Raw genomic sequence first — 21,323 nt, forward strand, 5'->3', positions numbered from 1 at the left:
CCAGTGAAGTTTCGATACGCATTAGTTTCGGAACGGTACCGTAGCGGAACGAGATTCGATACGCAACCGTCTCGTTTCATAATGTGGACGGCCAGGCCCTCGGCCGTCAGGCCCGGCCACGCCGCGCTCACGCCCGGGTGACGGATGGAGCGGCCCGGCCGTGGATACGGCAACGCCGCCCCCGTCCCCGTGCCTCCTCGGAGACGAACACCGGACAGCCTCGCAGCGTTCCCGGAACGACCTCAGAACGACCTCAGAACACCCCCGGGACAGCCTCGGAACGTTCCCCGAACAGCCTCGGAACGTTCCGGAAACGAAACCCGGCGGATCAGCACGTCAGAGCGACGCCGACACCGACGCCGACACCGGCTCGGCGGCCGCCGGCCGCCTGGCGTCCCGCCAGAACGGGAAGGCGATCAGGACCAGCACCAGCCCGAGGCAGCCCGCGGCCGCGAACGCCCAGACCGGACCGTGCGCGTCGACCACCGCCCCGGCCGCCGGGCCGGCGCAGGCGCCACCGATCAGCAGCGCGGTGCCGTGCAGGCCCATCGCCTCGCCGCGCGCGCCCGCGGGCACCCGCCCTTGGATCGCTCCCACGGTGGCCGACATCGCGGGCGCGCACAGCAGGCCGGCCGGGACCAGCGCCAGGCAGAGCCACCACCACCCGCCGCCGACGAGGCCGATCGGCACGGTGAACACACACATGGCGCCGGTGAGGAGCAGGGGCGAGAACCCCCGGGGCAGCCCGCCGTACACGAACCCGCCGATGAGGGAGTATCCGCACCAGAGCCCGATCACCAGCCCGGTCCACTGGGTGGCCGCCCCCGCCTTGAGCATGGCGACGACCGACAGCTCGGTGGTGGTGAGGACGAAGGTGAGCGACGACGCGACGCCGAGCAGCGTGAACAGCCCGGGCCCGAGCCACCTGCGCCGCGGCACCCTCTCGGGGCTCTCCTCGCCCGGGGACTGTGTCGGCGGGTTCAGCGCGTACAGGGCGACGCCGGTGCCGACCAGTCCGACGCCCACCGCGTACATCGTCACGGTGGTGCCGAACCCGGTCGAGAGGGCGACCGCCAGGGCCGGGCCCACCATGTACGACAGCTCGACGGCCATGGAGTCCAGTGCGAAGGCCGACTGGTGGCGCTCCGCGGGGACCATCGCGCCCAGGCACTGCCGGAGCGCGCCGAAGACGGGCTGGGCGAACAGCCCCGCGACGATCGCGCCCGGGATCAGCGCCTCGTACGGGAGCAGCGGAGCGGAGCACCAGAAGGCGAACTGGACCGCCGTGGTCACCGCGAGCACGGGACGCAGCCCGCGCCGGTCGACGAACCGCCCGGCGAGCGGCGAGCCGATCGCGGCCCCGATCAGGTTGCCCGTGCCGACCAGCCCGGCTTGCAGGAAGCCCATGCCGAGCCCGTTGACCACGTGCAGGGTGAGCGTGATGCCCGTGCCCGTCAGCGGGATCCTGGCGAGCATGCCGACCAGCAGCAACGTGCGGACTCCCGGCAGGGCGAGAACCCTCCGATAACGTTCGAGTGCCATTTTGGTGCGTACCTCCGGGATGGCATTGTGCCGTGCCGCACCGACAGGATTTCCACCGGATTACCGTCCACCCTTCGGGTGTTCTATTTGCGGGCACCATGCGATGATCTGACTGTCCGGGGACGCCACAGGGGCGCCACGAGACCTGGAGGTAGCCATGTCCTCTGTTTCCGCTGCACCCACCGCTCTTTACGGCGGCACGTCGGGGCGCAGGGTGACCGTCCGCGATCTCGCGGCAGCGAAGGAACGCCACGAGAAGTGGCCGATGGTGACCGCGTACGACGCGATGACGGCGAAGATCTTCGACGAGGCGGGCATCCCCGTCCTGCTCGTCGGCGACTCGGCCGCGATGGTCGTCTATGGGTACGACTCGACCTTGCCGGTCACGGTCGACGACCTCATTCCGCTCACCGCCGCCGTGGTACGCGGCTCCAGCCGCGCGATGGTGGTCGCCGACCTGCCGTTCGCGTCCTACCAGGCGTCGCCGCAGCAGGCGCTGGAGACGGCGGCCCGGTTCATGAAGGAGGCCGGGGCCCACGCCGTGAAGCTGGAGGGCGGCCGCCGCGTGCTGTCGCAGGCCGAGATGCTCGTGTCGGCCGGCGTGCCGGTCATGGCGCACATCGGCCTGACCCCGCAGTCGGTGAACGTCCTCGGCGGCTACCGCGTGCAGGGCCGGGGCCAGTCGGGCGACGAGCTGATGGCCGACGCCAAGGCCCTTGAGCACGCCGGCGCGTTCGCCGTCGTGCTGGAGTGCGTCCCGGCCGAGCTGGCGGAGCGGGTGACCGCGTCGCTGAGCATCCCCACCATCGGCATCGGGGCGGGCGGGGGCACCGACGCCCAGGTCCTCGTCTGGCAGGACCTGATGGGTCTCACCCCGCGCCCGGCGAAGTTCGTGAAGAAGTACTTCGACCTCGCGGGCGAGATGAGCCAGGCCGTCCGGGCGTACGCCGACGAGGTCGTCTCCGGCGTCTTCCCCGCCCCCGAGCACAGCTACCACTGACCGCGACCGCGGATCGGCCCCGTGTCCCGCGGGGCCGGCCCGCCGGTGAACGGCGTCAGCCGAGCGCCTGCGCGAAGTCGGCCCACAGATCTTCCGGGTGCTCGATGCCGACGGATACCCGGACCGTCCCCTCGCCGATCCCCGCGGCGGCCAGCCCGGCCGCGTCGAGCGACCGGTGCGACGTCGTGGCCGGATGCAGGATCAGCGTCTCGACGCCGCCGAGCGAGGGCGCGAGCAGCGCGAGCCGTACGGAGCTCATGAACGCCTCGCCGGCCGCGCGGCCCCCGTGCAGGTCGAACGAGAACACCCCGCCGAAGTCCGGCAGCAGCTTGGCCGCCACGTCGTACGACGGGTGCGACGGCAGGCCGGGCCAGTGCACGGCCGCCACGGCGGGGTGCTCGGCGAGGCGGGTGGCCAGCAGGCGCGTGTTGGCGCAGTGGCGCTCCATGCGCAGCGGCAGGGTCTGGATGCCGCGCAGGGTGAGCCAGGCGGCGAACGGGTCCGCCGTGGCGCCCAGCTCGATCGCGTACGACCAGACCTTGCGATGCAGCTCGGCGGAGGCGAAGACCGCGACGCCGCCGAGGACGTCGGTGTGGCCGGAGAGGTACTTCGTGGTGGAGTGCACCACCACGTCCGCCCCGTGCTCGATCGGCCGGCACAGGACGGGCGATGCGAACGTGTTGTCCACGACGGTCAGCACCCCCGCCTCGCGCGCGGCGGACGCCATCCCGGGCAGGTCGGCGACCTGGGTCATCGGGTTGGCGATCGTCTCCAGGTAGAGCAGCTTCGTCTCCGGCCGCGCGGCCGCGCGCACCGCCGCCGGGTCCGCCTCGTGGACGTACGTCACCTCGACGCCGAACCGCGCGGTCAGGTCGGCCAGCATGTGGGCGGTGCCGCCGTAGAGCGGGCGCTGGGCGATCACGTGGTCGCCCGGGCTCAGCAGCGCGAGCAGCACCGAGTTGATGGCCCCCATGCCGGAGCCGGTGGCCACGGCCGCCTGTCCGCCCTCCAGGCCGGCGACGGCCTCCTCCAGCGCGCGGACGGTGGGGTTGGAGAGCCGCCCGTAGACGAAGGCGCCGTCCGGGCGCCCCATCCCGTCGGCGAAGACCTCCGGGCTGTCGAACGCGAAGCCCGACGTCTGGTAGATGGGGATCGTGATCGGCGTGCTGCCGTTCAGATCGGGTCGGGGCAGGTGGACGGCTCGCGTCTCCGGGCGCAGGGTCATCGAAAACCTCCAAGGAAACCTCCGCCTTCGGGCGGAGGAGGAATCGGACTCCCTGCAGGGCAGGGCAAAGGTAGACGATTCGCCATAAGTCGAATACGCGTTCGATTTTTGGCTGATCGCGTGGCATGATGTGCGGCATGGTGCGGATCGTGAAGCGGGCCTACAAGTACCGCTTCTACCCGACCCCCGGACAGGCCGCCGAGCTTGCCCGGACATTCGGGTGTGTGCGCCTGGTCTACAACAAGGCTCTGCAGGAGCGGACCCGCGCCTACAAGCTGGACGGCCACCGCGTCTCCTACGAGCAATCCTCGGCTGCTCTGACCGCGTGGAAACAGACGGAGGAACTCGCCTTCCTCAACGAGGTGTCGTCGGTGCCATTGCAGCAAGCGCTCCGGCACCTCCAGTCCGGGTTCGCGAACTTCTTCGCCAAGCGCGCCAAGTATCCGGCGTTCAAGTCCCGCAAGAAGTCCCGCGCGTCGGCGGAGTACACCCGCTCGGCGTTCCGGTGGCGGGACGGTCGGCTGTGGCTGGCGAAGATGGACGGTCCGCTGGACATTGTGTGGTCGCGCCCCCTGCCGGAGGGATCGGAGCCGTCCACCGTGACCGTGTCGAAGGACGCGTCCGGGCGGTGGTTCGTGTCCATCCTGGTCGAAGAGAAGATCCGCCCGCTCGACCCGGCTGGCAGCGCGGTGGGGGTGGACGCGGGGATCACCGCCCTGGTCACCCTGTCGACCGGGGAGAAGGTCGCCAACCCCCGGCATGAGCGGGCTGAGCGGCGCAGGCTGGCCAAGGCACAGCGCTCGCTGGCCCGCAAAGCCAAGGGCAGCGCGAACCGGGCCAAGGCCCGATTGAAGGTCGCCCGCGTCTATGCCCGGATGGCCGACCGCCGCCGGGACCACTTGCACAAGCTTTCGACTCGGCTCGTCCGTGAGAACCAAACGGTCGTGATCGAGGACCTGACCGTCCGCACCATGGTCAAGAACCACAGCCTGGCCCGCGCCATCTCTGATGCGTCGTGGCGCAAGCTGCGGTCGATGCTGGAGTACAAAGCCCACTGGTACGGGCGGGAACTGGTGGTCGTGGACCGATGGTTCCCCTCCTCCAAGTTGTGCTCGGCGTGTGGAACCTTGCAGGACACGATGCCGCTGAACGTCCGGCAGTGGACGTGCGCCTGCGGTGCCGTCCATGACCGGGACGTGAACGCCGCGAAGAACATCTTGGCCGCCGGGCTGGCGGACAGGTAAAACGCCTGTGGAGCCGGTGTAAGACCTCAACGGAGACCTCCGAGCGGGCAACTGGCGGTGAAGCAGGAACCCCAACCGGCGACGGTTGGGATCCTGGTCCTTTAGGGCCGGGAGGATGTCAAGCCCACAAGGATTACCTGGCCGGTGCGGCCCCGGCCCCCGGATGTCAGATCCAGGGGCCGCCATAGACCCGTACAAAGCGCCAGAAATCCGCCGCCGCTCTCGCTGACGGCCTGAGCGCGGGTGACCGCCGTCGGACGGCGCCGCGCCTCCCGCGCCCCGGACCCCGTCAGACGTCGGTGACCCGGAACCCGGCGTGGGCCTTGTACCGGCGGTTGATCGCGATCAGGTTGGCGGTCAGCGCCTCGACCTGGCCCGCGTTGCGCAGCCGTCCGCCGTAGATGCCCCGCATTCCCGAGATGCGCGACGCGAGCGCCTGGACGATGTCCGTGGCCTCCCGGTCGTCGCCGAGAACGAGGACGTCCAGGCCGACCTCGGCCACCTCCGGGTCGAGCAGGATGACCGCGGACACGTGGTGGAACGCCGCGACGACGCGGCTGTCCGGAAGGACGGCCGCCGCCTGCTGGGCCGCGCTGCCCTCCTCGACCGGCAGCGCGTACGGGCCCTGCTTGTCGAACCCGAGCGGGTTCACGCAGTCGACGACGATCTTCCCGGCCAGCTCGGCGCGCAGGGACTCCAGGGTCGCCCTGTGTCCCTCCCACGGCACGGCCACGATCACGATGTCCGCCTCGGCGGCGACGACGGCGTTCTCTGCGCCGCGTACGCCGATGCTCTCGGCGGCCTCGCGGGCGCGCTCGATGCTGCGCGAGCCGATCAGCACGGTGTGCCCGGCGAGGGCGAACCTGCGCGCCAGGCCCTTGCCCTGGTCGCCGGTGCCGCCGAGGATGCCGATGGAGAGGCCGGAAACGTCCGGAAGGTCTTTCAGCTCAGCCATAGGCAGATCATGCCAGGGCGCCGCAGGCACGCCGCCGCCTGGGGCGGCGCCTGCCGTACCGGCCGGGCGGCCACGCCCCGGGGTTCCCCGTGGCTGAGGAGCGACATCACCCGTGACGGACATCACGTGTGGCGGACATCACGTGTGGCGACGGCGGAATGTCCCGGCGGGTCAGGAGCGACATTCGCCGGACCGCGCGCGGACATGTCAGGCACGATGGGGCGCATGGATGCTGACTCGGTGAGCCTCCTCCGCGAGGTGCTCGCCTCGACCGACTGGCTGGAGCGCACCCGAGAGCTGGGACGGGCGCTGCGTACGACCCGGTCCCCCGGAGGGCTGCTCCTGGTGGGAACGCCCGACGACGAACCCTGGCACCTGACCGCCCACCTGTCGGACGAGGCGCGGCTGTCCGGGCTCTCCCAGCTCACCCCGACCCTGCTGCGCTGGTCGCCGCCCGCGAACGCGCCCACCCACCTGCGGGTCGGGCTCGACCGGCTGCGTGAGGCCCGGCGCGGCGAGACGCTCTTCGTGGTCGCCGAGGAGCAGGCCCCCGTGCCGCTGCTGGAACGCGTCGACGACGCACGGCGGACCGGGGCCACGATCCTCGCCCTCGACGGCGGCGACCCCTCCCTGGAGTCGCTGGCGCACGACGCGCTGGCCATCCCGCGCCTGGACGGCCCGCTCAGCTTCGACGGCGCCCAGCACCTGGTGAGCAGCGCGGCGGGCGACGTCCGGCGGCTCAGCCTGCGCGAGCGCCTGGCCCGCCTCGTGGACCGGGTCAGCGGGCCGCGCGTTACCGACTGACGCGCGCACGCGGGGCGCCGGGCACCGGGGACACCGGGCACCGGGGGCACCGCGACGCCGGTGCGGCCGCCCGCCCGCGGTTCCTACGCGCTCGCGTCGTGGTCGTTCTCGTGAGTGAGGTCGTAGCCGTCGCCGATGACCCGCCACCCGCGCAGCACGTTGCTGTGCGGGACGGCGGTGAACCAGCGGACGCCCGCCTCGGCGGCGGCGCGGCCCAGCCCGGTGCCGCGGGCGTCGATCACGGCCCGGTCCGCGTGGCGGGCGGCACGGCTCAGCGCCATCGTGACCGCGACGCCGGTGTCACCTTCGGTGAGCACGGCGAAGTCCGTGGGCCGCCCGTCCACGAGGGCGTCCGGACGGCTGGCCCGAGACGGGACGCCGGGACGCCGCTCGCTGACGGGGGCCACGGCGACGACACGATGTCCCTCGGCCGCCAGCAGTGCCGCGACCCTGCGCTCCGGACCGGACAGGCGACGGGCGCGTTCGTCCACGCCGCTCAGGGCTCCCGGCTCGCCGAGGTCCGTCATGAGTCACCTCCCGCCCCAGGCCAGCTTCGCAGGCCATCGGCGGGCGTGTCCCCCAATATCAGGTCAAGGCACTACTCGTCCCATTCCTCGTCCTGGACCTGCCACGCCTCGTTCCGATCGGAGGCGGTCTGCAGCGCGTGCGCCGCCTCCGCCTCCGTCGCGTACGGACCCATCCGATCCTTGTCGGGACAGCCCTTCTCCGGCTCGACGCGCATGTGTTTCAGACAGAACCACCATTGACCGCTCACGGGCTAATCCTCCCCCTCCAGACCGCATCTAGACTTGGCCGCATGACAACACTCCTCCGGCCAGGGCGAGTGTCGCCCATGCGTAAGGTCCCCGCCCACATCGAACGTCCGGAGTACGTGGGGAAGGCCGCCCCGAAGAAGGGCGCCACCGACGTCCAGACGCCGGAGACGATCGAGAAGATGCGGATCGCGGGCCGGATCGCCGCCCAGGCCCTCGAGGAGGTCGGCCGGCACGTCGCGCCCGGTGTCACCACCGACGAGCTCGACCGTATCGGCCACGAGTTCCTCTGCGACCACGGCGCCTACCCCTCGACCCTGGGCTACCGCGGCTATCCCAAGTCGCTGTGCACCTCGATCAACGAGGTGATCTGCCACGGCATCCCCGACGACACGGTGCTGAACGACGGCGACATCGTCAACGTCGACATCACCGCGTACATCGGGGGCGTGCACGGGGACACCGACGCGACGTACCTCGTCGGCGACGTGGACGAGGAGTCCCGGCTGCTGGTCGAGCGCACCCGCGAGGCCACCATGCGCGCGATCCGGGCGGTCGCGCCCGGGCGCCAGCTCAACGTGGTCGGCCGGGTGATCGAGGCGTACGCGAAGCGGTTCGGCTACGGCGTCGTCCGCGACTTCACCGGCCACGGCATCAGCACGTCGTTCCACTCCGGCCTGGTCGTCCCGCACTACGACGACCCCTCGCTCGCGGTCACGCTCGTGCCCGGCATGACGTTCACGATCGAGCCCATGCTCACGCTGGGGACGATCGACTACGACATCTGGCCGGACAACTGGACCGCCGTGACCAAGGACCGCAAGCGTACGGCCCAGTTCGAGCACACGATCCTGGTCACCGACTCGGGCCACGAGATCTTGACGCTCCCCTAGGGTCGCGCCCGCTGCGTCGCCCGGTGGGCGTCAGCGGGAGCGGATCACTCCGGTGACGGTCGTCCCGCCGCCGGGGACGCTGTTGATCGTCAACGTGCCCCCGGCCTCGGCGAAGCGGGCCCGCATGGCGGCCAGTCCCCGCCCCGAGCCGGGTGCGACCCCGTCCACGCCGAACCCGGCTCCGTCGTCGCTCACGGTCATCCGCAGGCCCGCCTTCCCGACGGTGACGGCAACGGAGACCTGCCGCGCGCGGCTGTGCCGTTCGACATTGGACAGCGCCTCGACGAAGGTGGCGTACACGACCTGCGCGACCCGCCGCGACACGGCTGCGGCGGGCAGCGCCCAGATCTCGACGGCGACGCCGCAGCGCCCGGACCACTCCGCGAGGTAGTCCCCCAGGGCCGCGGCCAGATCGCCGTTCGGCCGGATCCGCAGTTCCTCCGCCACCCCGCCCCTCCTCAATCGTCGCGCCGCCTTCCGGCGGACGGGCGACGCGGACGCCGGCGGCACGGGCTTCGAACAGGTTCGCCACCGTGACCCGCCCCGCTCCCGGGGCGGGCGTCACCTGCGGTTATGCCCACCGCCCGGCAGGTCACGCGCTTCAACCGTACCCGCGGGCGGCATCGCCGGGCGGGTCATCGCGCGACTCCGCTCCGCCCGGCCCGGCGGCCCCTGCCGGTGAACAGCCGGTATGGCACGGCGAGCGGAACGCCGTCCGCACCGAGCGGCCGGACCGCTCGCGTCTCTTCGGCGAGCGGGTCCGGAGCCGCTCACTGGGCGGTGTCGCGCTTGTTCAGCTTGGCGAGGTAGTCGTTGTAGGCGTCCATTTCGGCGTCGCCGGTGCCGCCCACCTTCGCGGCCCGCTCCTCGGCCCGGCGGTCGGCGCGGCGGGCCTGCCGGTCGTCGGCCCGCCACCACTGCAGCGCCAGCGCGAGGACCACGATCAGGGTCGGGATCTCGCCGAACCCCCAGGCGATCGCCCCTCCGGTCTGCTGGTCGGACACCGACGACGCGCCCCAGGTGCGGCCGAGCTGGCCGTACCACTCGGGGGCGAGGATCGTGGTCATGCTCATCAGCGCGATGCCGAAGAACGCGTGGAACGGCATGGTGATGAACAGCAGCAGCAACCGGCCGATGTGAGGCAGCCGGTGCGGCCCCGGGTCCACCCCGATGATCACCCAGAAGAACAGGCAGCCGCTCACCAGGAAGTGGACCGACATCGCAATGTGCCCGAGGTGCTCCTGCATCGCCGCCGCGAACAGCGGGGTGAAGTACAGCGCGTACGTCGACACGATGAAGATCGCCGTCGCGATCGCGGGGTGCGCGATGAATCTGGCGTAGCGGCTGTGCAGGAGCACGGTCAGCCACTCGCGGGGGCCCCGGTCGCCGCGTCGTACGGCGGGCTTGAGCGCGCGCAGCGCGAGCGTGATGGGCGCGCCGAGCACGAGCAGGATCGGCACCAGCATGGCGAGCACCATGTGCTCGGACATGTGGACGCTGAACAGCACCGGCGCGTACTTGGCGACGCCGCTCTGGGTGGCGATGACGAGGACGATGACGCCGAGGAACCAGGCGGCGGTCCGGCCGTGCGGCCAGGAGTCGCCCCGGCGGGTCAGCCGCACCAGACCGGCCGCGTAGAGGCCGGCGAGGGCGGCGGCGACGACCGCGAAGAACAGGTCGAACCACCACAGCGTCACCAGGTTGCCCACCGAGATCGGCGGCGGCACGAGGTAGCCGAGCAGCTCGTAGGCGCGGTCGATCGGCCCCTTGATCTCCGGCGGGGCGGTGCGCGCGAGGGCGACGGCCAGGCCGACCGTCGCGGCCATGAGCAGGATCTCGCCGAGGGCGAGGCGCAGGAACGCCCCGGTCTTCCCGGCGGCCAGCGCGGGCACCGTGCGGCCGCGGTGCCACCAGCCGATCACGCCGAGCCCGGCGAACGCCACCGTCTTGGCCACGATCAGCAAGCCGTAGGACGTGGTGAACAGCTCCTCGACCGACGCGAGCCGGGCGAGGACGCTCGCGACACCGGACAGACCGACGCCGGCGAAGCACCAGAGGGCCATCCGGGAGAAGCGCGCGGCGGCGACGTCGAGCCGGTCGCCGCCGCGGTAGGCGTGCACGCACAGCACGCCGAGGCCGCCCACCCACAGCGCCAGGAAGATCACGTGGAAGGCGACCGAGGTGGTGGCGAGGCTGTGGTTGGGCGAGGAGGACGAGTGTCCGGTCAGCGCCGGCGGCAGCAGCGTCGCCACCGCGAAGAGCAGCAGCCCCGCCGCCGCGCCGACGGTGATCGCGCCGCGTGCGAACAACGCGACGGCGACCGCGAAGAGCACGACCAGCGTGAGCGCGATGCCCTGCGGGACCTGGCTGGCGTAGCTTGTCAGCTCGTTGCCGCCGAGGACGTCCGCGACCGGCATGCCGAGCGCGTCGGACAGGTTGAAGACGAGGGCGGCCGCGGCCGCGGCCGCCCAGACCAGCGCCGACCAGGAAGCGGCCTTGACATATTCCTGGGCGGGCTTGCCGAGCACTCCCTTGTCGCTCGGGAGGAACGCGACGCTCATCACGAGCAGGCCGATCGTGACGAGGCCCGCGCCGTCCATGGCGAGCTTGGACAGCGGGAGCATCCACCGGGTGAACGCGCCCTCGTCGGGCAGCCCGGGGATGATGCGCGGGCTGGCCGCGCCTCCGGCCACCATCGCGATCACCAGCGCGACGACCGCCGCGCAGACGGCGGCGATGCCCAGACGCGCGGCGCGGCTCATGGCTTCTTCCGCATGCTGATGGCCATCCCGATGCCGACGCCCCCGATGCCGAAGACCACGATCCACACCCAGGCCGGGACGCCGCCCTTGCCCGCGTCCGCTTCGGCCTGATCGTCCGCCGCCGGCGTCGCCGCGACCGGCGCGGCGCTCTGCTCGGGGGCCGACGTGCCGCCGGAGGCGGCCGGGGTGGAGGGCGGGGTGGCGGCGGCTTCGGTTCCGTCCTGGCCGGCCGCGGCGGAGCCGGTCACCGTGAACGGGATCTCCCCCTCGATCGGGTGCCCGTCACTGGAGACGACCCGCCAGGCGACGCTGTACTTTCCGGCGGGCAGGGAGCCGGACACGGCCTGGGTCACCTCCGAGCCGTGGACGGCCGGGGTGCCCGACTCGTACCGCCGGCCGTCCGGGCCGCGCACCAGCACGACCGGGTAGCGGACCGATTCCGAGAAGGTCAGGTTCACCTCCGTGAGTGCGTCGACCCGGGAGTTCTCCTTCGGGTCGCTGCTCCGGAGCGAGGTGTGGGCCAGCGCGGGCATGGCGAGAGCCGTGCCGAGCAGGAGGGTCACAACGAAGGCGACGACGGCCGCAAGCGGAGATTTTCTCATGGCAGCAACAAGGCTACCGACGCATGTGCCCGGTCCTTACCCCGCGTGAGGCACCGGGACGGGACACTTCGGTAACTCCACGTAAAGGCCGCCGCAGGGGACTCGGCGGCCCCACACGTCCGGCTCACCTGTCCGACTCACCGGGGCGGTTCCGCGCCGCCGCCCGCCCCCGGAAGGAGGCGGGCGCTCGGCGCGCTCTGACGCGGGGGCTACAGGCCGACGCAGGCGAGCGCGCGCTGGTAGGCGGCGGTGCTCGCGGAGCCGTCCTCGATGCGCTGGAACGCCTCGGCGGCCTCCAGCCAGCCCTGCGCGGCAATCCTGATCTTGGGGGAGCGCTCCAGCCACTCTCCGGCCGCGGCCAGCTCGGCCGCCGCCTCCTCGCGCCTGCCGAGTTGCTCGTACGCCTGGCCGAGCACGAGGTGCGCCTCGGAGCGCAGCTCGCCGTGCGGCTCCTCCATCAGGCCCTTGGCGGCGAGGGCGTGCTCGGCGGCCTCCTCCGGGCGGCCCAGGGCCAGCTCGGTGCGGGCCAGGAAGACCGAGCAGCGGGCGATGTCGGCCCTGCTCGCCGCCGACTCGCCGAGCTCCCGGTGGGTGCGCGCCAGCAGGTCGCGGGCCGTCTCCAGGTCGTCCGGGCGGACCCGGAGCAGCAGGATCGCGTACGCGAGGCGGAGCCGGGCGAGGTTGCGCGAGTCGCCGTTCTCGCTCTGTACGGCCAGGGCACGCTCGGCCAGCGCGATCGACTCCTCGCCCCGGCCGGTCAGCTCGGCGATCCTGGCGGCGTTCCAGTTCGCGGCGACGGTCGCGCGCGGCGTGCCGAGCAGGTCGGCGGCGGCGAGCAGCTCGTTCGCGAACTGGGTGGCGCGCAGCAGGTCGCCGCGCACGCCGTACGCGGCGAGCAGGGTCGCGGCGAGCTCGATCAGGTCGTCGGTCCAGGTGGTCCGGTTCATGTCCTTGAGCATCGTCTCGCCCACCTCGACGGCCGGGCCGAGGTCGCCCTTCTCGCGGTAGCACCGGCACAGGGCGACGGCGATCGCCACCCGGCGGTCCTCGGGCATGATCCCGGCCTCGGTGTCGAGCAGGCGGTTGAGGATCGCGATGGCCTCGCCGCGGTGACCGCACGCCTCGGCGGCGAGCGCGTAGCCGAACTCGGCGTCCTGGTGGAGCTGGGAGAGCCCGATCAGGCTCCGGTCCGCCAGCAGCTCGCCGAAGCGGCGCCGGGCCTCCTCGACCTCGCCGTTGTCCAGGGCGAGCCGGGCGAAGCGCAGGCCGATCTCCAGCTCCTCCATCTGCTCGGCGGTCACGCCATTGATCAGATAAGTGAGCGAGCAATCGAGCTTCTGAGCGAGCAGTTCCAAAACGGCCGGAGTGGGCGTCCGTTTTCCGCTCTCGATCAACGAAACATAGCTGTCCGAAAGCTCCGGATGTGCGAGCTGAGCTTGGGAAAGACCACGTTGACGGCGGATCATCTTGATGCGCTGGCCTACTAGATCTTGACTCGTCACGGGCTCCCCCTGCAAGAATGGTGTAAATCAGACGATTTTCCGACAGGAGCTGATCATGCGCCGCCGACTCATCGTCTCTGCCTTGGCTGTTCTCTTCTCAACCAGTGTGGTTCTTGCGGCAAATGCTACGGCTGCGAACGCCGCGACGTCTTCCCCTGGGCACTCAGCCAGCGACTGGTGCTGCTGAGTCGTTATCAATCCCCGATCTCATCCGCTTCGAGCCCATCTGTCCCCCCAGCGGGCCACCGCCCGCAGCGCGAGGTAACAGATCCACCCGGTCCGCCATCGAGGAGAGATCCACTGAGCTCCTCGATGCGGCGGATCCGGAACCGCACCGTGTTGACGTGGACGTACGGCCGCTCATCGCACGCGTTCCACGAACGGTCCGAGAACATGCCGCGGGTCAGCGGCAGCTCCCCCTGGTGGCGCCGGTGGTAGCCCACGAGCGGGTCGAGCGACCGGCTCCCGCACTTCCCGCGTACGCCGTCCGGCACCGTCGTCGACGGCAGCCCGTGCGCATATGGCTCAGCTCTGTCTCATCGCCGGACGACCCCATCTCCGCGCCGCTCATCGACGGCCAGTGGGTCCCGCAGAAGCGTGCGGATCGCATTATTTGGGGAGATCTCCACTCGACCTGACCCGGAGCCCCGGACGTGCGGAAGTGGGGAGCGACCGTTGAAGACCGAGACCCGCACCAACCTGGGCGTCGGCGCGAGCGCCCCGCGCCCCGACGGCGCGTTGAAGGTGGCCGGCGCGTTCGCCTACGCCTCGGACCTGTGGCTCGACGGGATGCTGTGGGGCGCGACGCTGCGCAGCCCGCACCCGTCGGCCTGGATCCGCTCGATCGACGTCGGCCCGGCCCTCGCCCTGCCGGGGGTCTTCGCCGTGCTGACGCACGAGGACGTGCCCGGCGCGAAGTTCTACGGCCTGGAACACGCCGACCAGCCGGTGCTCGCCGTGGACCAGGTCCGCTACCAGGGCGAGCCGGTGGCGATCGTCGCGGCCGACCATCCGGAGACGGCCCGCAGGGCGGCCGCCGCCGTCGTCGTCGAGTACGAGGTCCGCGAGGCGGTCACCGACGCCCGCCGTGCCGCCCTCGATCCCGCCTGTCCCCACGTGCACCCCGGCGGCAACGTCGTACGGCACCAGCCGGTACGGGTCGGATCGGCCGGATCCGGGGCCGAGGTCGTCGTCACCGGCGAGTACGAGGTCGGGATGCAGGACCAGGCGTTCCTCGGCCCCGAAGCCGGCCTCGCCGTGCCGGCGGACGACGGAGGCGTGGATCTCTACGTCGCCACCCAGTGGCTGCACGTGGACCGGGACCAGATCGCGCCCTGCCTCGCCCTGCCCGAGGACAAGGTACGGCTCACGCTGGCCGGCGTCGGCGGCGCCTTCGGCGCCCGCGAGGACCTGTCGATGCAGATCCACGCCTCGATGCTGGCGCTGCGCACCGGCCGCCCCGTGAAGATCGTGTACGGCCGGGAGGAGTCGTTCTTCGGGCACGTCCACCGGCACCCGGCGTGGATGCGCTACGAGCACGGGGCGACCGCCGACGGGCGGCTCGTCTACGTGAAGGCCGAGATCGTGCTCGACGGCGGCGCCTACTGCTCCTCCTCCCCCGCCGTCGTCGGCAACGCCGCCTCGCTCGGCGTCGGGCCGTACGAGGTGGAGAACGTGTGGATCGACGCCTACGCCGCCTACACCAACAACCCGCCGTGCGGCGCCATGCGGGGGTTCGGCGCCGTCCAGGCGTGCTACGCGTACGAGTCGCAGATGGACCGGCTCGCGGCGGCGTGCGGCCTCTCGCCGGTCGAGATCCGCGTGCGCAACGCCGTGTCGCAGGGGTCCCGGCTGGCGACCGGGCAGGTCATCGACACTCCGGCGCCGCTCGCCGCGATGCTCGGCGAGCTCGCCGCGATGCCCCTCCCCGGCCCCCCGGCGTACGCGCCGTCCGGTTCGCGCGGGCCGGGCGGGAGCGGGGCGCGTGCGAGCGGGATGATCGGCACGCGGGAGGAGCCCGACCCCCGGCGGCTGCCCGGCGGCGTCGGCCGGACCACGCGCGGCGAGGGCGTGCGGCGCGGGGTCGGCTACGGCGTCGGCATCAAGAACATCTGCTTCTCCGAGGGCTTCGACGACTACTCGACGGCCCGGGTCCGGGTCGAGCTCCTCGGTGGCGAGCCGCACGCGCTCGTCCACACGGCGGCGGCCGAGGTCGGGCAGGGTCTCGTCGCGATCCAGGCCCAGATCGCCCGCACCGAGCTGGGAATCGACCGGGTCACCGTGGCCCCGGCGGACACCACCGTCGGGTCGGCCGGATCCTCCTCCGCCTCCCGCCAGTCCTATGTCACGGGAGGGGCGGTCAAGGCGGCGTGCGAGGCGGTGCGGCGACGCCTGGAGGCGCTCACCGCCGCCGACCCCGGGCTCTCGCTCGGGGAGCTGCTCGACCGGTACGGCCCGGTGGAGGAGACGCGGGAGTACCGCCACCGGCCGACGGTCCCGCTGGACCCGGTGACCGGCCAGGGCGACTCGCACACCCAGCTCGCGCTGTGCGTCCACCGGGCCGTCGTGGACGTGGACGTGGAGCTCGGGCTGGTCAAGGTCGTCGAACTCGCCGCCGTCCAGGACGTCGGCCGGATCTTGAACCCGCTCGCGCTGGAGGGGCAGATCCACGGCGGTTCGGCGCAGGGCCTCGGCCTCGCCCTCCTGGAGGAGATCCAGATGCGCGACGGCAGGGTGCTCAACCCCTCGTTCACCGACTATCTGATCCCGACCATCCTCGACATGCCGCCGATGCGGCTGTCGATCCTGGAGAATCCGGACCCCAACGCCCCTTACGGCCTGCGCGGCGCCGGGGAGCCGCCCACGCTGTCCTCCACGCCCGCCGTGGCGGCGGCCGTCCGCGCGGCTACGGGGCTCGCGCTGCCGCGCGTCCCCATCCGCCCCGAAGACATCGCCCTCGCCCACACCGGCTGATCGGGGGCCACGCCCGGCGCCCGGCGCGCCGGGCTCAGACCTCCTCGGGGAGATCGAGCATCTTGTTGAGGATGGGAACCAGCTGCTCCTCCTCGTAGTCCAGGTGGGCCTCCAGCTCGGTGGCGAGCCGGTCGAGTTCCGCGCCGATCCCCGTACCGCCGTGGTCCAGGAGCCGCCTGATCCGCTCCAGGAGCCGTGCCACCACCTGATGTTCTGAGCGGAGCCGGACCAGGGTCTCGGCCAGCTCCGGGTGCTCGGTCCCGAGATGAGGGAAGAGCGCGTTGTCCTCGCCCTCGTGGTGGGCGTGAAGGGCGTCGCAGAACGCCAGGCAGTGTGTACGTAAGTCCGCCGCACCCGCCCGTGACGACCGGAGGTCCGCCAGGTCCCGGCGAAAGCCGTCGTGCAGTTTGATCAGCTCGTCGCCCCAGGCGACGATGCGCTGTTCGTCCGTCATGCCCGTTCCTTTCGCGCGAGATTTCCATAGACGGCGGCGAAGAGCGCTGCCAGCAGGGCCGCGCCGGCCGCGACGCCGAAGGTCCACACGGCGCCTCCGCTCGACAGCAGCGCCGCGCCCACCGACCCCGCCACGCTGCTGCCCACCAGCCTGACCAGCGCGTTCACACCGCCGGCCGCCGCGGTCTTGGCGGGCTCCACGTGCTCGACGGCCATCGTCCCGAGCGCCGCGTAGCCGAGGCCGACACCCAGCCCCAGCAACGTCGCGGCCCCGTACAGGTCCGCGCCCGAGGAGCTGGACACCGCCAGCCACAGGGCGGCGGCCGTCACCAGGGCCGAACCGGCCACCACGAGCGCGGACGCGGTGAAGCGGCGCATCAGGGAGCCCGCGAGCACGGACACCACAAGCATCAGCACCGTCGTCGGCAGCAGGTAGATCCCGACCTGCAGCACCGAGGCCCGAAGCGCGCCCTGGGCCACCGCCGACACCGTGGTGATGGCCGCGAACAGGGCGAACCCCAGCAGGAACGACGCCACGGTCGCCCCCACCGTCGCCCGGTGCAGCAGCATGGGGATCTCGATCAGCGGCGACGCGGTACGGCGGGCGGTCGCGACCCACACCACCGCCACCACCACCGCCGTGGCGAACAGGCCCAGCGTCAGCGGCGAGGTCCAGCCCCAGGCCGCGCCCTTGCTGATCGCCAGCAGCAGGCAGCCGAGCCACACCGCGACCAGCGCCGCCCCGGCCAGGTCCGGCCGTCCCGACCCGCGCGCGGGCGCATCCCGGACCACGGCCGCCACCAGGACGAAGCTCAGCGCGGCCAGCCCGGCGAGCGTCCAGAACACCGTCCGGTGGTTCCCGTCCAGGAGCCCGGCGAGGATCATGCCGCCGCCGCTCCCGACGCCGATGGTGGCGCTCAGCACCCCGATCGCGCTTGGCAGCCGGTGATCGGGCACCGCCTGCCTGACCAGCCCCATGGCCAGCGGGAGCAGCGGCGCCGCCGCTCCCTGCAGCACCCGGCCGACGATGAGCAAAGGCAGCGTGCCCGCCACGGCGCTGAGCGCCGAACCGGTGATGAGCAGTCCGATCGCGACCAGCGACACCGTGCGCCGGCCGTACATGTCGCCGAGCCGGGCCAGCAGCGGTATCGAGACCGCGCCCGACAGGAGTCCGGCGGTGAGCGTCCACGAAACGGTGGTGGACGAGGCGTGGAGCTGCCGTTCGAGGCCCGGCAGCAGTGGTACGACGACGGTCATCTGGAGGGTCCCCACGGCCACCGCGAACGCGAGCACGGCTACGACCCATAAGTTTTTATACATGTATAGAAAGTAACATGGCAGGATGCCGACGCGTACAGGAAGACCGCCCAAGATCTCCCGGGCGGAGATCGTGGCCGCCGCCCTCCGGGTGATCGAGGAAGAGGGAGTGGGCGGGCTCACCATGCGCAGGCTGGCCAGGGAGGTCGGCAGCACGGCGATGGCGATCTACCACCACGTGCGCGACAAGGAAGAGCTGCTCCTGCTGCTACTGGACGACTACGCGGCCGGGATCCCGCGGCCCGAGCTGCCGGAGGAGCCGGGCGAGCGCATGGTGGCCGCCGCCACGGCGATGCGCGAGGCGGTGTCCGGGTGCTCGTGGGCCGTGGACGTACTCAGAGCCGACGACCTGATGTCGGTGGGGGCGCTGTGGTATCCGGAGCGGATCGTCGACGCCGCCGTACGCGCGGGGCTCACTTTGGAGGAGGCCGTGGACGCGTACCGGATCATCTGGCACTACACGGCGGGCGAGATCGGCGGCCGGGCGGCGGCGCGCAAGCGGCGCCAGGAGGATGGGGACACCCATCGGGAACGGGTGTTCGCCGAGCTGGACGCCGAGGAGTTTCCCCGGCTGAGCGAGGTGGCCGGACGCTGGGAGGAGCTGACCGCCCGCGACACCTACGCCAAGGGCGTGCGCGCCATCGTGAACGGGCTCCTCCCGTGAAGCGGTGGCCTCCGGGGACGGGCCGTCGCGGTCAGGCGGCGTGGCCTGGGGTCAGAGGTCGCCTGAGTCGCAGGCGACGCCGTTCTGGTTGACGTCGGTATACCAGGCGTATTCCTTGTGGACGCCCCGGGTGTACGGCCCGTAGCCGGCCTCCCGGGCCTCCTTGCAGGTCGCGAACCGGCCAGGTTCGGTCGGCTGGGTGCGGCTCCGCGTGGTGACGGTCCCGTCGGTGGCACCCGTACCCGTCGCGCCCCCGGTGGTGCCGGTCGCGCCGCCCGTCGTGCCCCCAGTCGTGCCACCGGTCGTGCCCGTGGTGCCGCCGGTGGTTCCCGTCGTGTCTCCCGTGCCTCCCGTGTCGGTCGTGCCCCCGGTGGTCCCGCCGGTGGTGCCGGTCGTGTCTCCCGTGCCTCCCGTGGTGCCTGTGGTGTCGGTCGTGCCGCCTGTACCGCCCGTGGTGTCGGTCGTCCCGGCGGGATTACCCGTGGTGTCGCCGCCGGTCGGGCCGGTGCCGCCGTCACCCGCGCCGCTGCCGAGGAGGCGGGCGATCAGGGCGTCGGCGTTGGGCTCGGTGAAGCCCGCGATGCTGAGGCTGTCCTGGGTGATCTCCTGCGCCACCCGCGGCGCGGCGATGACCTGGTCCCCGACGACGATGGCGAGCTGCTGCTTCACCGTCTCCCGGGTCAGGTCGGCGACCTGCTCCCGCGTGGCGGGCGCCAGGACGACCCGGACGGAGAAGGTGCCGTTCTGCTCGGCCACCCGCTCGATCTTCTGGACACTGGTGACCGTGACCCCGGGATCGAGCTGGTAGCAGGTGGTCCCGGCGTCGTCGGGCACCGCGTCGGTTCCCGTGCAGGGCGCGGCGCGCACACCGATGACCGGCGCGAAGTGAATGGACGTCCGCAGGGTGCGGAGTGGCGCGCGGGAGAGCGGAGGAGAGTCCGGGTCGCGGGTCATCAACACGGCGACCGCGCCCAGCACCCCGGTCATGACGACGACGAGGACGAGCGCCACCGCCAGGACGATCGTGGTGCCGCGCGTCGCCTGCGGCGGCCCCGGAGGCGTGGCCGGACCGGACGCGGGGTCCGAGGAGGCGGCGCCGGAGGCGCCCGCCGCAGCCGTGGCGTCCGCGGGCGCGGGAGCCGAAGAGTCCGGCACGCCGGACGAGGAAGCCGCCGGACCGGCCGCGCCTGCCGGACCTGCTGAACCTGGGGTACCTGCCGAGCCAGGTCCATCTGCTGAACCTGGGAGCCCGGCCGGACCGGAGCCTTCCGCCCCGCGATCGGATCCCTGGCCACCTGGAACCGGCGTGTTCTGCATCCCGACCTCGATCCCTGACATCGTCGCAGAGCCTATCGAGCTATGCCATGCCGAGGTAATCGGAAGATCAGTGACTTCCCCTCGACAGGCATTGATCACAATTTGTCACGAATGACAGGCAATTGGTTGCATCTGGGGCCCTCCCGTCCGCGCTCCCCCGAAAGGAGAGTGAAGGGATGAAGGTCGGAGTCCCGCGCGAGATCAAGAGCCAGGAATACCGCGTCGCCCTCACTCCCGCCGGCGCCCACGAGCTGGTACTGCACGGCCACGAGGTGCTCGTCGAGAAGGGGGCCGGGGTCGGGTCGGCCATCACGGACGACGACTTCACCGCGGCGGGCGCGCGGATCGTGGAGTCGGCCGAGGAGATCTGGGCCCGCTCCGAACTCGTCCTCAAGGTCAAGGAGCCGGTCCCCCAGGAGTACCACTGGATGCGCAAGGGGCAGGTGCTGTTCACCTACCTGCACCTTGCCGCGTCGGAGCCCTGCACCAGGGCGATCCTGAACTCGGGCGTCACCGCCATCGCGTACGAGACCGTGCAGACGGAGATCGGGGCGCTGCCGCTGCTGGCGCCGATGTCGGAGGTCGCCGGACGGCTCGCGCCCCAGGTCGGTGCGTACCACCTGATGCGCCAGGGCGGCGGGCGCGGGGTGCTGATGGGCGGCGCCTCGGGCGTCTACGCGGCCAAGGTGGTGGTGATCGGCGCGGGCGTCACCGGCATGAACGCCGCCGCGATCGCGGTCGGGATGCAGGCCGAGGTCCTGCTGCTGGACGTGAACATCGACCGGCTCCGCCAGGCCGACATCATCTATCAGGGGCACTGCCAGACCGTGGCGTCCAACGCGTACGAGATCGAGCGGGCGGTGCTCGACGCGGACCTGGTCATCGGCGCGGTGCTGCTGCCGGGGGCCAAGGCGCCCACGCTGATCACCAACGACCTGGTGGCGCGGATGCAGACCGGTTCCGTCCTGGTCGACATCGCGATCGACCAGGGCGGCTGCTTCGAGGACTCGCGGCCGACGACGCACGCGAACCCGGTCTACCGGGTGCACGACTCGGTGTTCTACTGCGTGGCGAACATGCCGGGCGCGGTGCCGCACACCTCGACGTTCGCCCTGACCAACGCGACGGTGCCGTACGCGCTGGCGATCGCCGATCTCGGCTGGCGGGAGGCCCTGCTCGCCGACCCCGCGCTGGCCAGGGGGCTCAACGCGCACGAGGGGCACCTGACCAGCCGGCCCGTGGCCGAGGCGCACGGGCTGGAGGCGGTGCCCCTGGAGCGGGCGCTCGCCTGACACGG

General features: G+C 72.0%; 19 protein-coding genes and 1 pseudogene. 7 read left to right on the forward strand and 13 right to left on the reverse strand.

The features are described 5' to 3' along the window. Positions 1–336 precede the first annotated feature (336 nt). Positions 337–1,542 (reverse strand): MFS transporter, encoded by a 1,206-nt coding sequence (locus tag ACQP1V_RS31335; RefSeq protein WP_433413591.1) that lies wholly within the window; start codon positions 1,540–1,542, stop codon positions 337–339. Positions 1,543–1,699: 157 nt separating this feature from the next. Between ACQP1V_RS31335 and panB the strand changes: the two genes are divergently transcribed. Further along, on the forward strand, positions 1,700–2,542 hold the full coding sequence (gene panB, locus ACQP1V_RS31340) for a 3-methyl-2-oxobutanoate hydroxymethyltransferase (RefSeq protein WP_067127916.1): 843 nt from the start codon (positions 1,700–1,702) through the stop codon (positions 2,540–2,542). A gap of 55 nt (positions 2,543–2,597) precedes the next feature. Here the strand turns inward: panB and ACQP1V_RS31345 are convergent, their stop codons facing one another. After that, positions 2,598–3,767: a trans-sulfuration enzyme family protein gene (locus ACQP1V_RS31345; protein ID WP_067128864.1), complete on the reverse strand. Its 1,170-nt coding sequence runs from the start codon at positions 3,765–3,767 to the stop codon at positions 2,598–2,600. A 137-nt stretch (positions 3,768–3,904) separates the two neighbouring features. Between ACQP1V_RS31345 and ACQP1V_RS31350 the strand changes: the two are divergent. Next, positions 3,905–5,116: pseudogene (locus tag ACQP1V_RS31350) on the forward strand (RNA-guided endonuclease InsQ/TnpB family protein). Between the two features lie 184 nt (positions 5,117–5,300). On the opposite strand, the gene npdG reads toward ACQP1V_RS31350, so the two are convergent. Next, positions 5,301–5,966, reverse strand: a complete 666-nt coding sequence (gene npdG, locus ACQP1V_RS31355) for an NADPH-dependent F420 reductase (protein ID WP_433413592.1) — start codon at positions 5,964–5,966, stop codon at positions 5,301–5,303. 225 nt (positions 5,967–6,191) lie between these two features. Here npdG and ACQP1V_RS31360 point away from each other — a divergent pair, with 225 nt between their 5' ends. After that, positions 6,192–6,770 (forward strand): hypothetical protein, encoded by a 579-nt coding sequence (locus tag ACQP1V_RS31360; protein ID WP_174550680.1) that lies wholly within the window; start codon positions 6,192–6,194, stop codon positions 6,768–6,770. Positions 6,771–6,853: 83 nt separating this feature from the next. Here the strand turns inward: ACQP1V_RS31360 and ACQP1V_RS31365 are convergent, their stop codons facing one another. Both ACQP1V_RS31365 and ACQP1V_RS31370 read right to left on the reverse strand, forming a co-directional pair. Then, a complete protein-coding gene (locus ACQP1V_RS31365; RefSeq protein ID WP_433413594.1) occupies positions 6,854–7,297 on the reverse strand; it encodes a hypothetical protein in 444 nt (147 codons plus the stop codon). A 71-nt stretch (positions 7,298–7,368) separates the two neighbouring features. Further along, on the reverse strand, positions 7,369–7,545 hold the full coding sequence (locus ACQP1V_RS31370) for a hypothetical protein (RefSeq protein WP_157570206.1): 177 nt from the start codon (positions 7,543–7,545) through the stop codon (positions 7,369–7,371). Positions 7,546–7,587: 42 nt separating this feature from the next. Between ACQP1V_RS31370 and map the strand changes: the two genes are divergently transcribed. Then, complete coding sequence (gene map, locus ACQP1V_RS31375; protein ID WP_387408624.1) at positions 7,588–8,436, forward strand: type I methionyl aminopeptidase; 849 nt, start codon at positions 7,588–7,590, stop codon at positions 8,434–8,436. Between the two features lie 30 nt (positions 8,437–8,466). On the opposite strand, the gene ACQP1V_RS31380 is transcribed toward map, so the two are convergent. The 5 genes from ACQP1V_RS31380 to ACQP1V_RS31400 all read right to left on the reverse strand — a co-directional run bounded on the left by ACQP1V_RS31380 (position 8,467) and on the right by ACQP1V_RS31400 (position 13,697). Beyond that, a complete protein-coding gene (locus ACQP1V_RS31380) occupies positions 8,467–8,883 on the reverse strand; it encodes a sensor histidine kinase (RefSeq protein WP_387408623.1) in 417 nt (138 codons plus the stop codon). Between the two features lie 323 nt (positions 8,884–9,206). Then, on the reverse strand, positions 9,207–11,198 hold the full coding sequence (locus ACQP1V_RS31385; protein ID WP_433413596.1) for a cytochrome c oxidase assembly protein: 1,992 nt from the start codon (positions 11,196–11,198) through the stop codon (positions 9,207–9,209). Beyond that, a complete protein-coding gene (locus tag ACQP1V_RS31390; RefSeq protein ID WP_433413597.1) occupies positions 11,195–11,800 on the reverse strand; it encodes a copper resistance CopC family protein in 606 nt (201 codons plus the stop codon). Before ACQP1V_RS31390 ends, ACQP1V_RS31385 begins: the two co-directional genes overlap by 4 nt. A gap of 209 nt (positions 11,801–12,009) precedes the next feature. Next, complete coding sequence (locus ACQP1V_RS31395; protein WP_433413599.1) at positions 12,010–13,302, reverse strand: helix-turn-helix domain-containing protein; 1,293 nt, start codon at positions 13,300–13,302, stop codon at positions 12,010–12,012. Positions 13,303–13,496: 194 nt separating this feature from the next. Beyond that, entirely contained in the window at positions 13,497–13,697 is a 201-nt protein-coding gene (locus ACQP1V_RS31400) for a helix-turn-helix domain-containing protein (protein WP_433426020.1), read from the reverse strand. A 280-nt stretch (positions 13,698–13,977) separates the two neighbouring features. Here ACQP1V_RS31400 and ACQP1V_RS31405 point away from each other — a divergent pair, with 280 nt between their 5' ends. Continuing rightward, positions 13,978–16,275: a molybdopterin cofactor-binding domain-containing protein gene (locus tag ACQP1V_RS31405; protein ID WP_433413600.1), complete on the forward strand. Its 2,298-nt coding sequence runs from the start codon at positions 13,978–13,980 to the stop codon at positions 16,273–16,275. A 34-nt stretch (positions 16,276–16,309) separates the two neighbouring features. On the opposite strand, the gene ACQP1V_RS31410 is transcribed toward ACQP1V_RS31405, so the two are convergent. Together ACQP1V_RS31410 and ACQP1V_RS31415 are read right to left on the reverse strand one after the other, a co-directional pair. After that, positions 16,310–16,729, reverse strand: a complete 420-nt coding sequence (locus tag ACQP1V_RS31410) for a hemerythrin domain-containing protein (protein ID WP_433413601.1) — start codon at positions 16,727–16,729, stop codon at positions 16,310–16,312. Beyond that, complete coding sequence (locus ACQP1V_RS31415) at positions 16,726–18,048, reverse strand: MFS transporter (RefSeq protein WP_433413602.1); 1,323 nt, start codon at positions 18,046–18,048, stop codon at positions 16,726–16,728. The genes ACQP1V_RS31410 and ACQP1V_RS31415 overlap by 4 nt, the downstream gene beginning before the upstream one ends. A gap of 22 nt (positions 18,049–18,070) precedes the next feature. On the opposite strand from ACQP1V_RS31415, the gene ACQP1V_RS31420 reads away from it, so the two are divergent. Next, positions 18,071–18,709: a TetR/AcrR family transcriptional regulator gene (locus tag ACQP1V_RS31420; RefSeq protein WP_433413604.1), complete on the forward strand. Its 639-nt coding sequence runs from the start codon at positions 18,071–18,073 to the stop codon at positions 18,707–18,709. A 51-nt stretch (positions 18,710–18,760) separates the two neighbouring features. Here ACQP1V_RS31420 and ACQP1V_RS31425 read toward each other — a convergent pair whose 3' ends face one another. Beyond that, a complete protein-coding gene (locus tag ACQP1V_RS31425; RefSeq protein ID WP_433413606.1) occupies positions 18,761–19,864 on the reverse strand; it encodes a SecDF P1 head subdomain-containing protein in 1,104 nt (367 codons plus the stop codon). 338 nt (positions 19,865–20,202) lie between these two features. Here ACQP1V_RS31425 and ald point away from each other — a divergent pair, with 338 nt between their 5' ends. Next, on the forward strand, positions 20,203–21,318 hold the full coding sequence (gene ald / locus ACQP1V_RS31430) for an alanine dehydrogenase (RefSeq protein WP_067127882.1): 1,116 nt from the start codon (positions 20,203–20,205) through the stop codon (positions 21,316–21,318). Positions 21,319–21,323: the final 5 nt, after the last annotated feature.

It is taken from the genome of Microtetraspora malaysiensis (assembly GCF_050947145.1).
GTDB classification, from domain to species: domain Bacteria; phylum Actinomycetota; class Actinomycetes; order Streptosporangiales; family Streptosporangiaceae; genus Microtetraspora_A; species Microtetraspora_A malaysiensis.

Excerpts from the sequence above, each read along its gene's own strand:
- map (WP_387408624.1), top strand. The coding sequence starts at position 7,588 with ATGACAACACTCCTCCGGCCAGGGCGAGTGTCGCCCATGCGTAAGGTC.
- ACQP1V_RS31385 (WP_433413596.1), bottom strand. The coding sequence starts at position 11,198 with ATGAGCCGCGCCGCGCGTCTGGGCATCGCCGCCGTCTGCGCGGCGGTC.
- ACQP1V_RS31335 (WP_433413591.1), bottom strand. The coding sequence starts at position 1,542 with ATGGCACTCGAACGTTATCGGAGGGTTCTCGCCCTGCCGGGAGTCCGC.
- npdG (WP_433413592.1), bottom strand. The coding sequence starts at position 5,966 with ATGGCTGAGCTGAAAGACCTTCCGGACGTTTCCGGCCTCTCCATCGGC.
- ACQP1V_RS31410 (WP_433413601.1), bottom strand. The coding sequence starts at position 16,729 with ATGACGGACGAACAGCGCATCGTCGCCTGGGGCGACGAGCTGATCAAA.
- ACQP1V_RS31390 (WP_433413597.1), bottom strand. The coding sequence starts at position 11,800 with ATGAGAAAATCTCCGCTTGCGGCCGTCGTCGCCTTCGTTGTGACCCTC.
- ACQP1V_RS31345 (WP_067128864.1), bottom strand. The coding sequence starts at position 3,767 with ATGACCCTGCGCCCGGAGACGCGAGCCGTCCACCTGCCCCGACCCGAT.
- ACQP1V_RS31400 (WP_433426020.1), bottom strand. The coding sequence starts at position 13,697 with ATGTTCTCGGACCGTTCGTGGAACGCGTGCGATGAGCGGCCGTACGTC.
- ACQP1V_RS31415 (WP_433413602.1), bottom strand. The coding sequence starts at position 18,048 with ATGTATAAAAACTTATGGGTCGTAGCCGTGCTCGCGTTCGCGGTGGCC.
- ACQP1V_RS31365 (WP_433413594.1), bottom strand. The coding sequence starts at position 7,297 with ATGACGGACCTCGGCGAGCCGGGAGCCCTGAGCGGCGTGGACGAACGC.
- ald (WP_067127882.1), top strand. The coding sequence starts at position 20,203 with ATGAAGGTCGGAGTCCCGCGCGAGATCAAGAGCCAGGAATACCGCGTC.
- ACQP1V_RS31360 (WP_174550680.1), top strand. The coding sequence starts at position 6,192 with ATGGATGCTGACTCGGTGAGCCTCCTCCGCGAGGTGCTCGCCTCGACC.
- ACQP1V_RS31420 (WP_433413604.1), top strand. The coding sequence starts at position 18,071 with ATGCCGACGCGTACAGGAAGACCGCCCAAGATCTCCCGGGCGGAGATC.
- panB (WP_067127916.1), top strand. The coding sequence starts at position 1,700 with ATGTCCTCTGTTTCCGCTGCACCCACCGCTCTTTACGGCGGCACGTCG.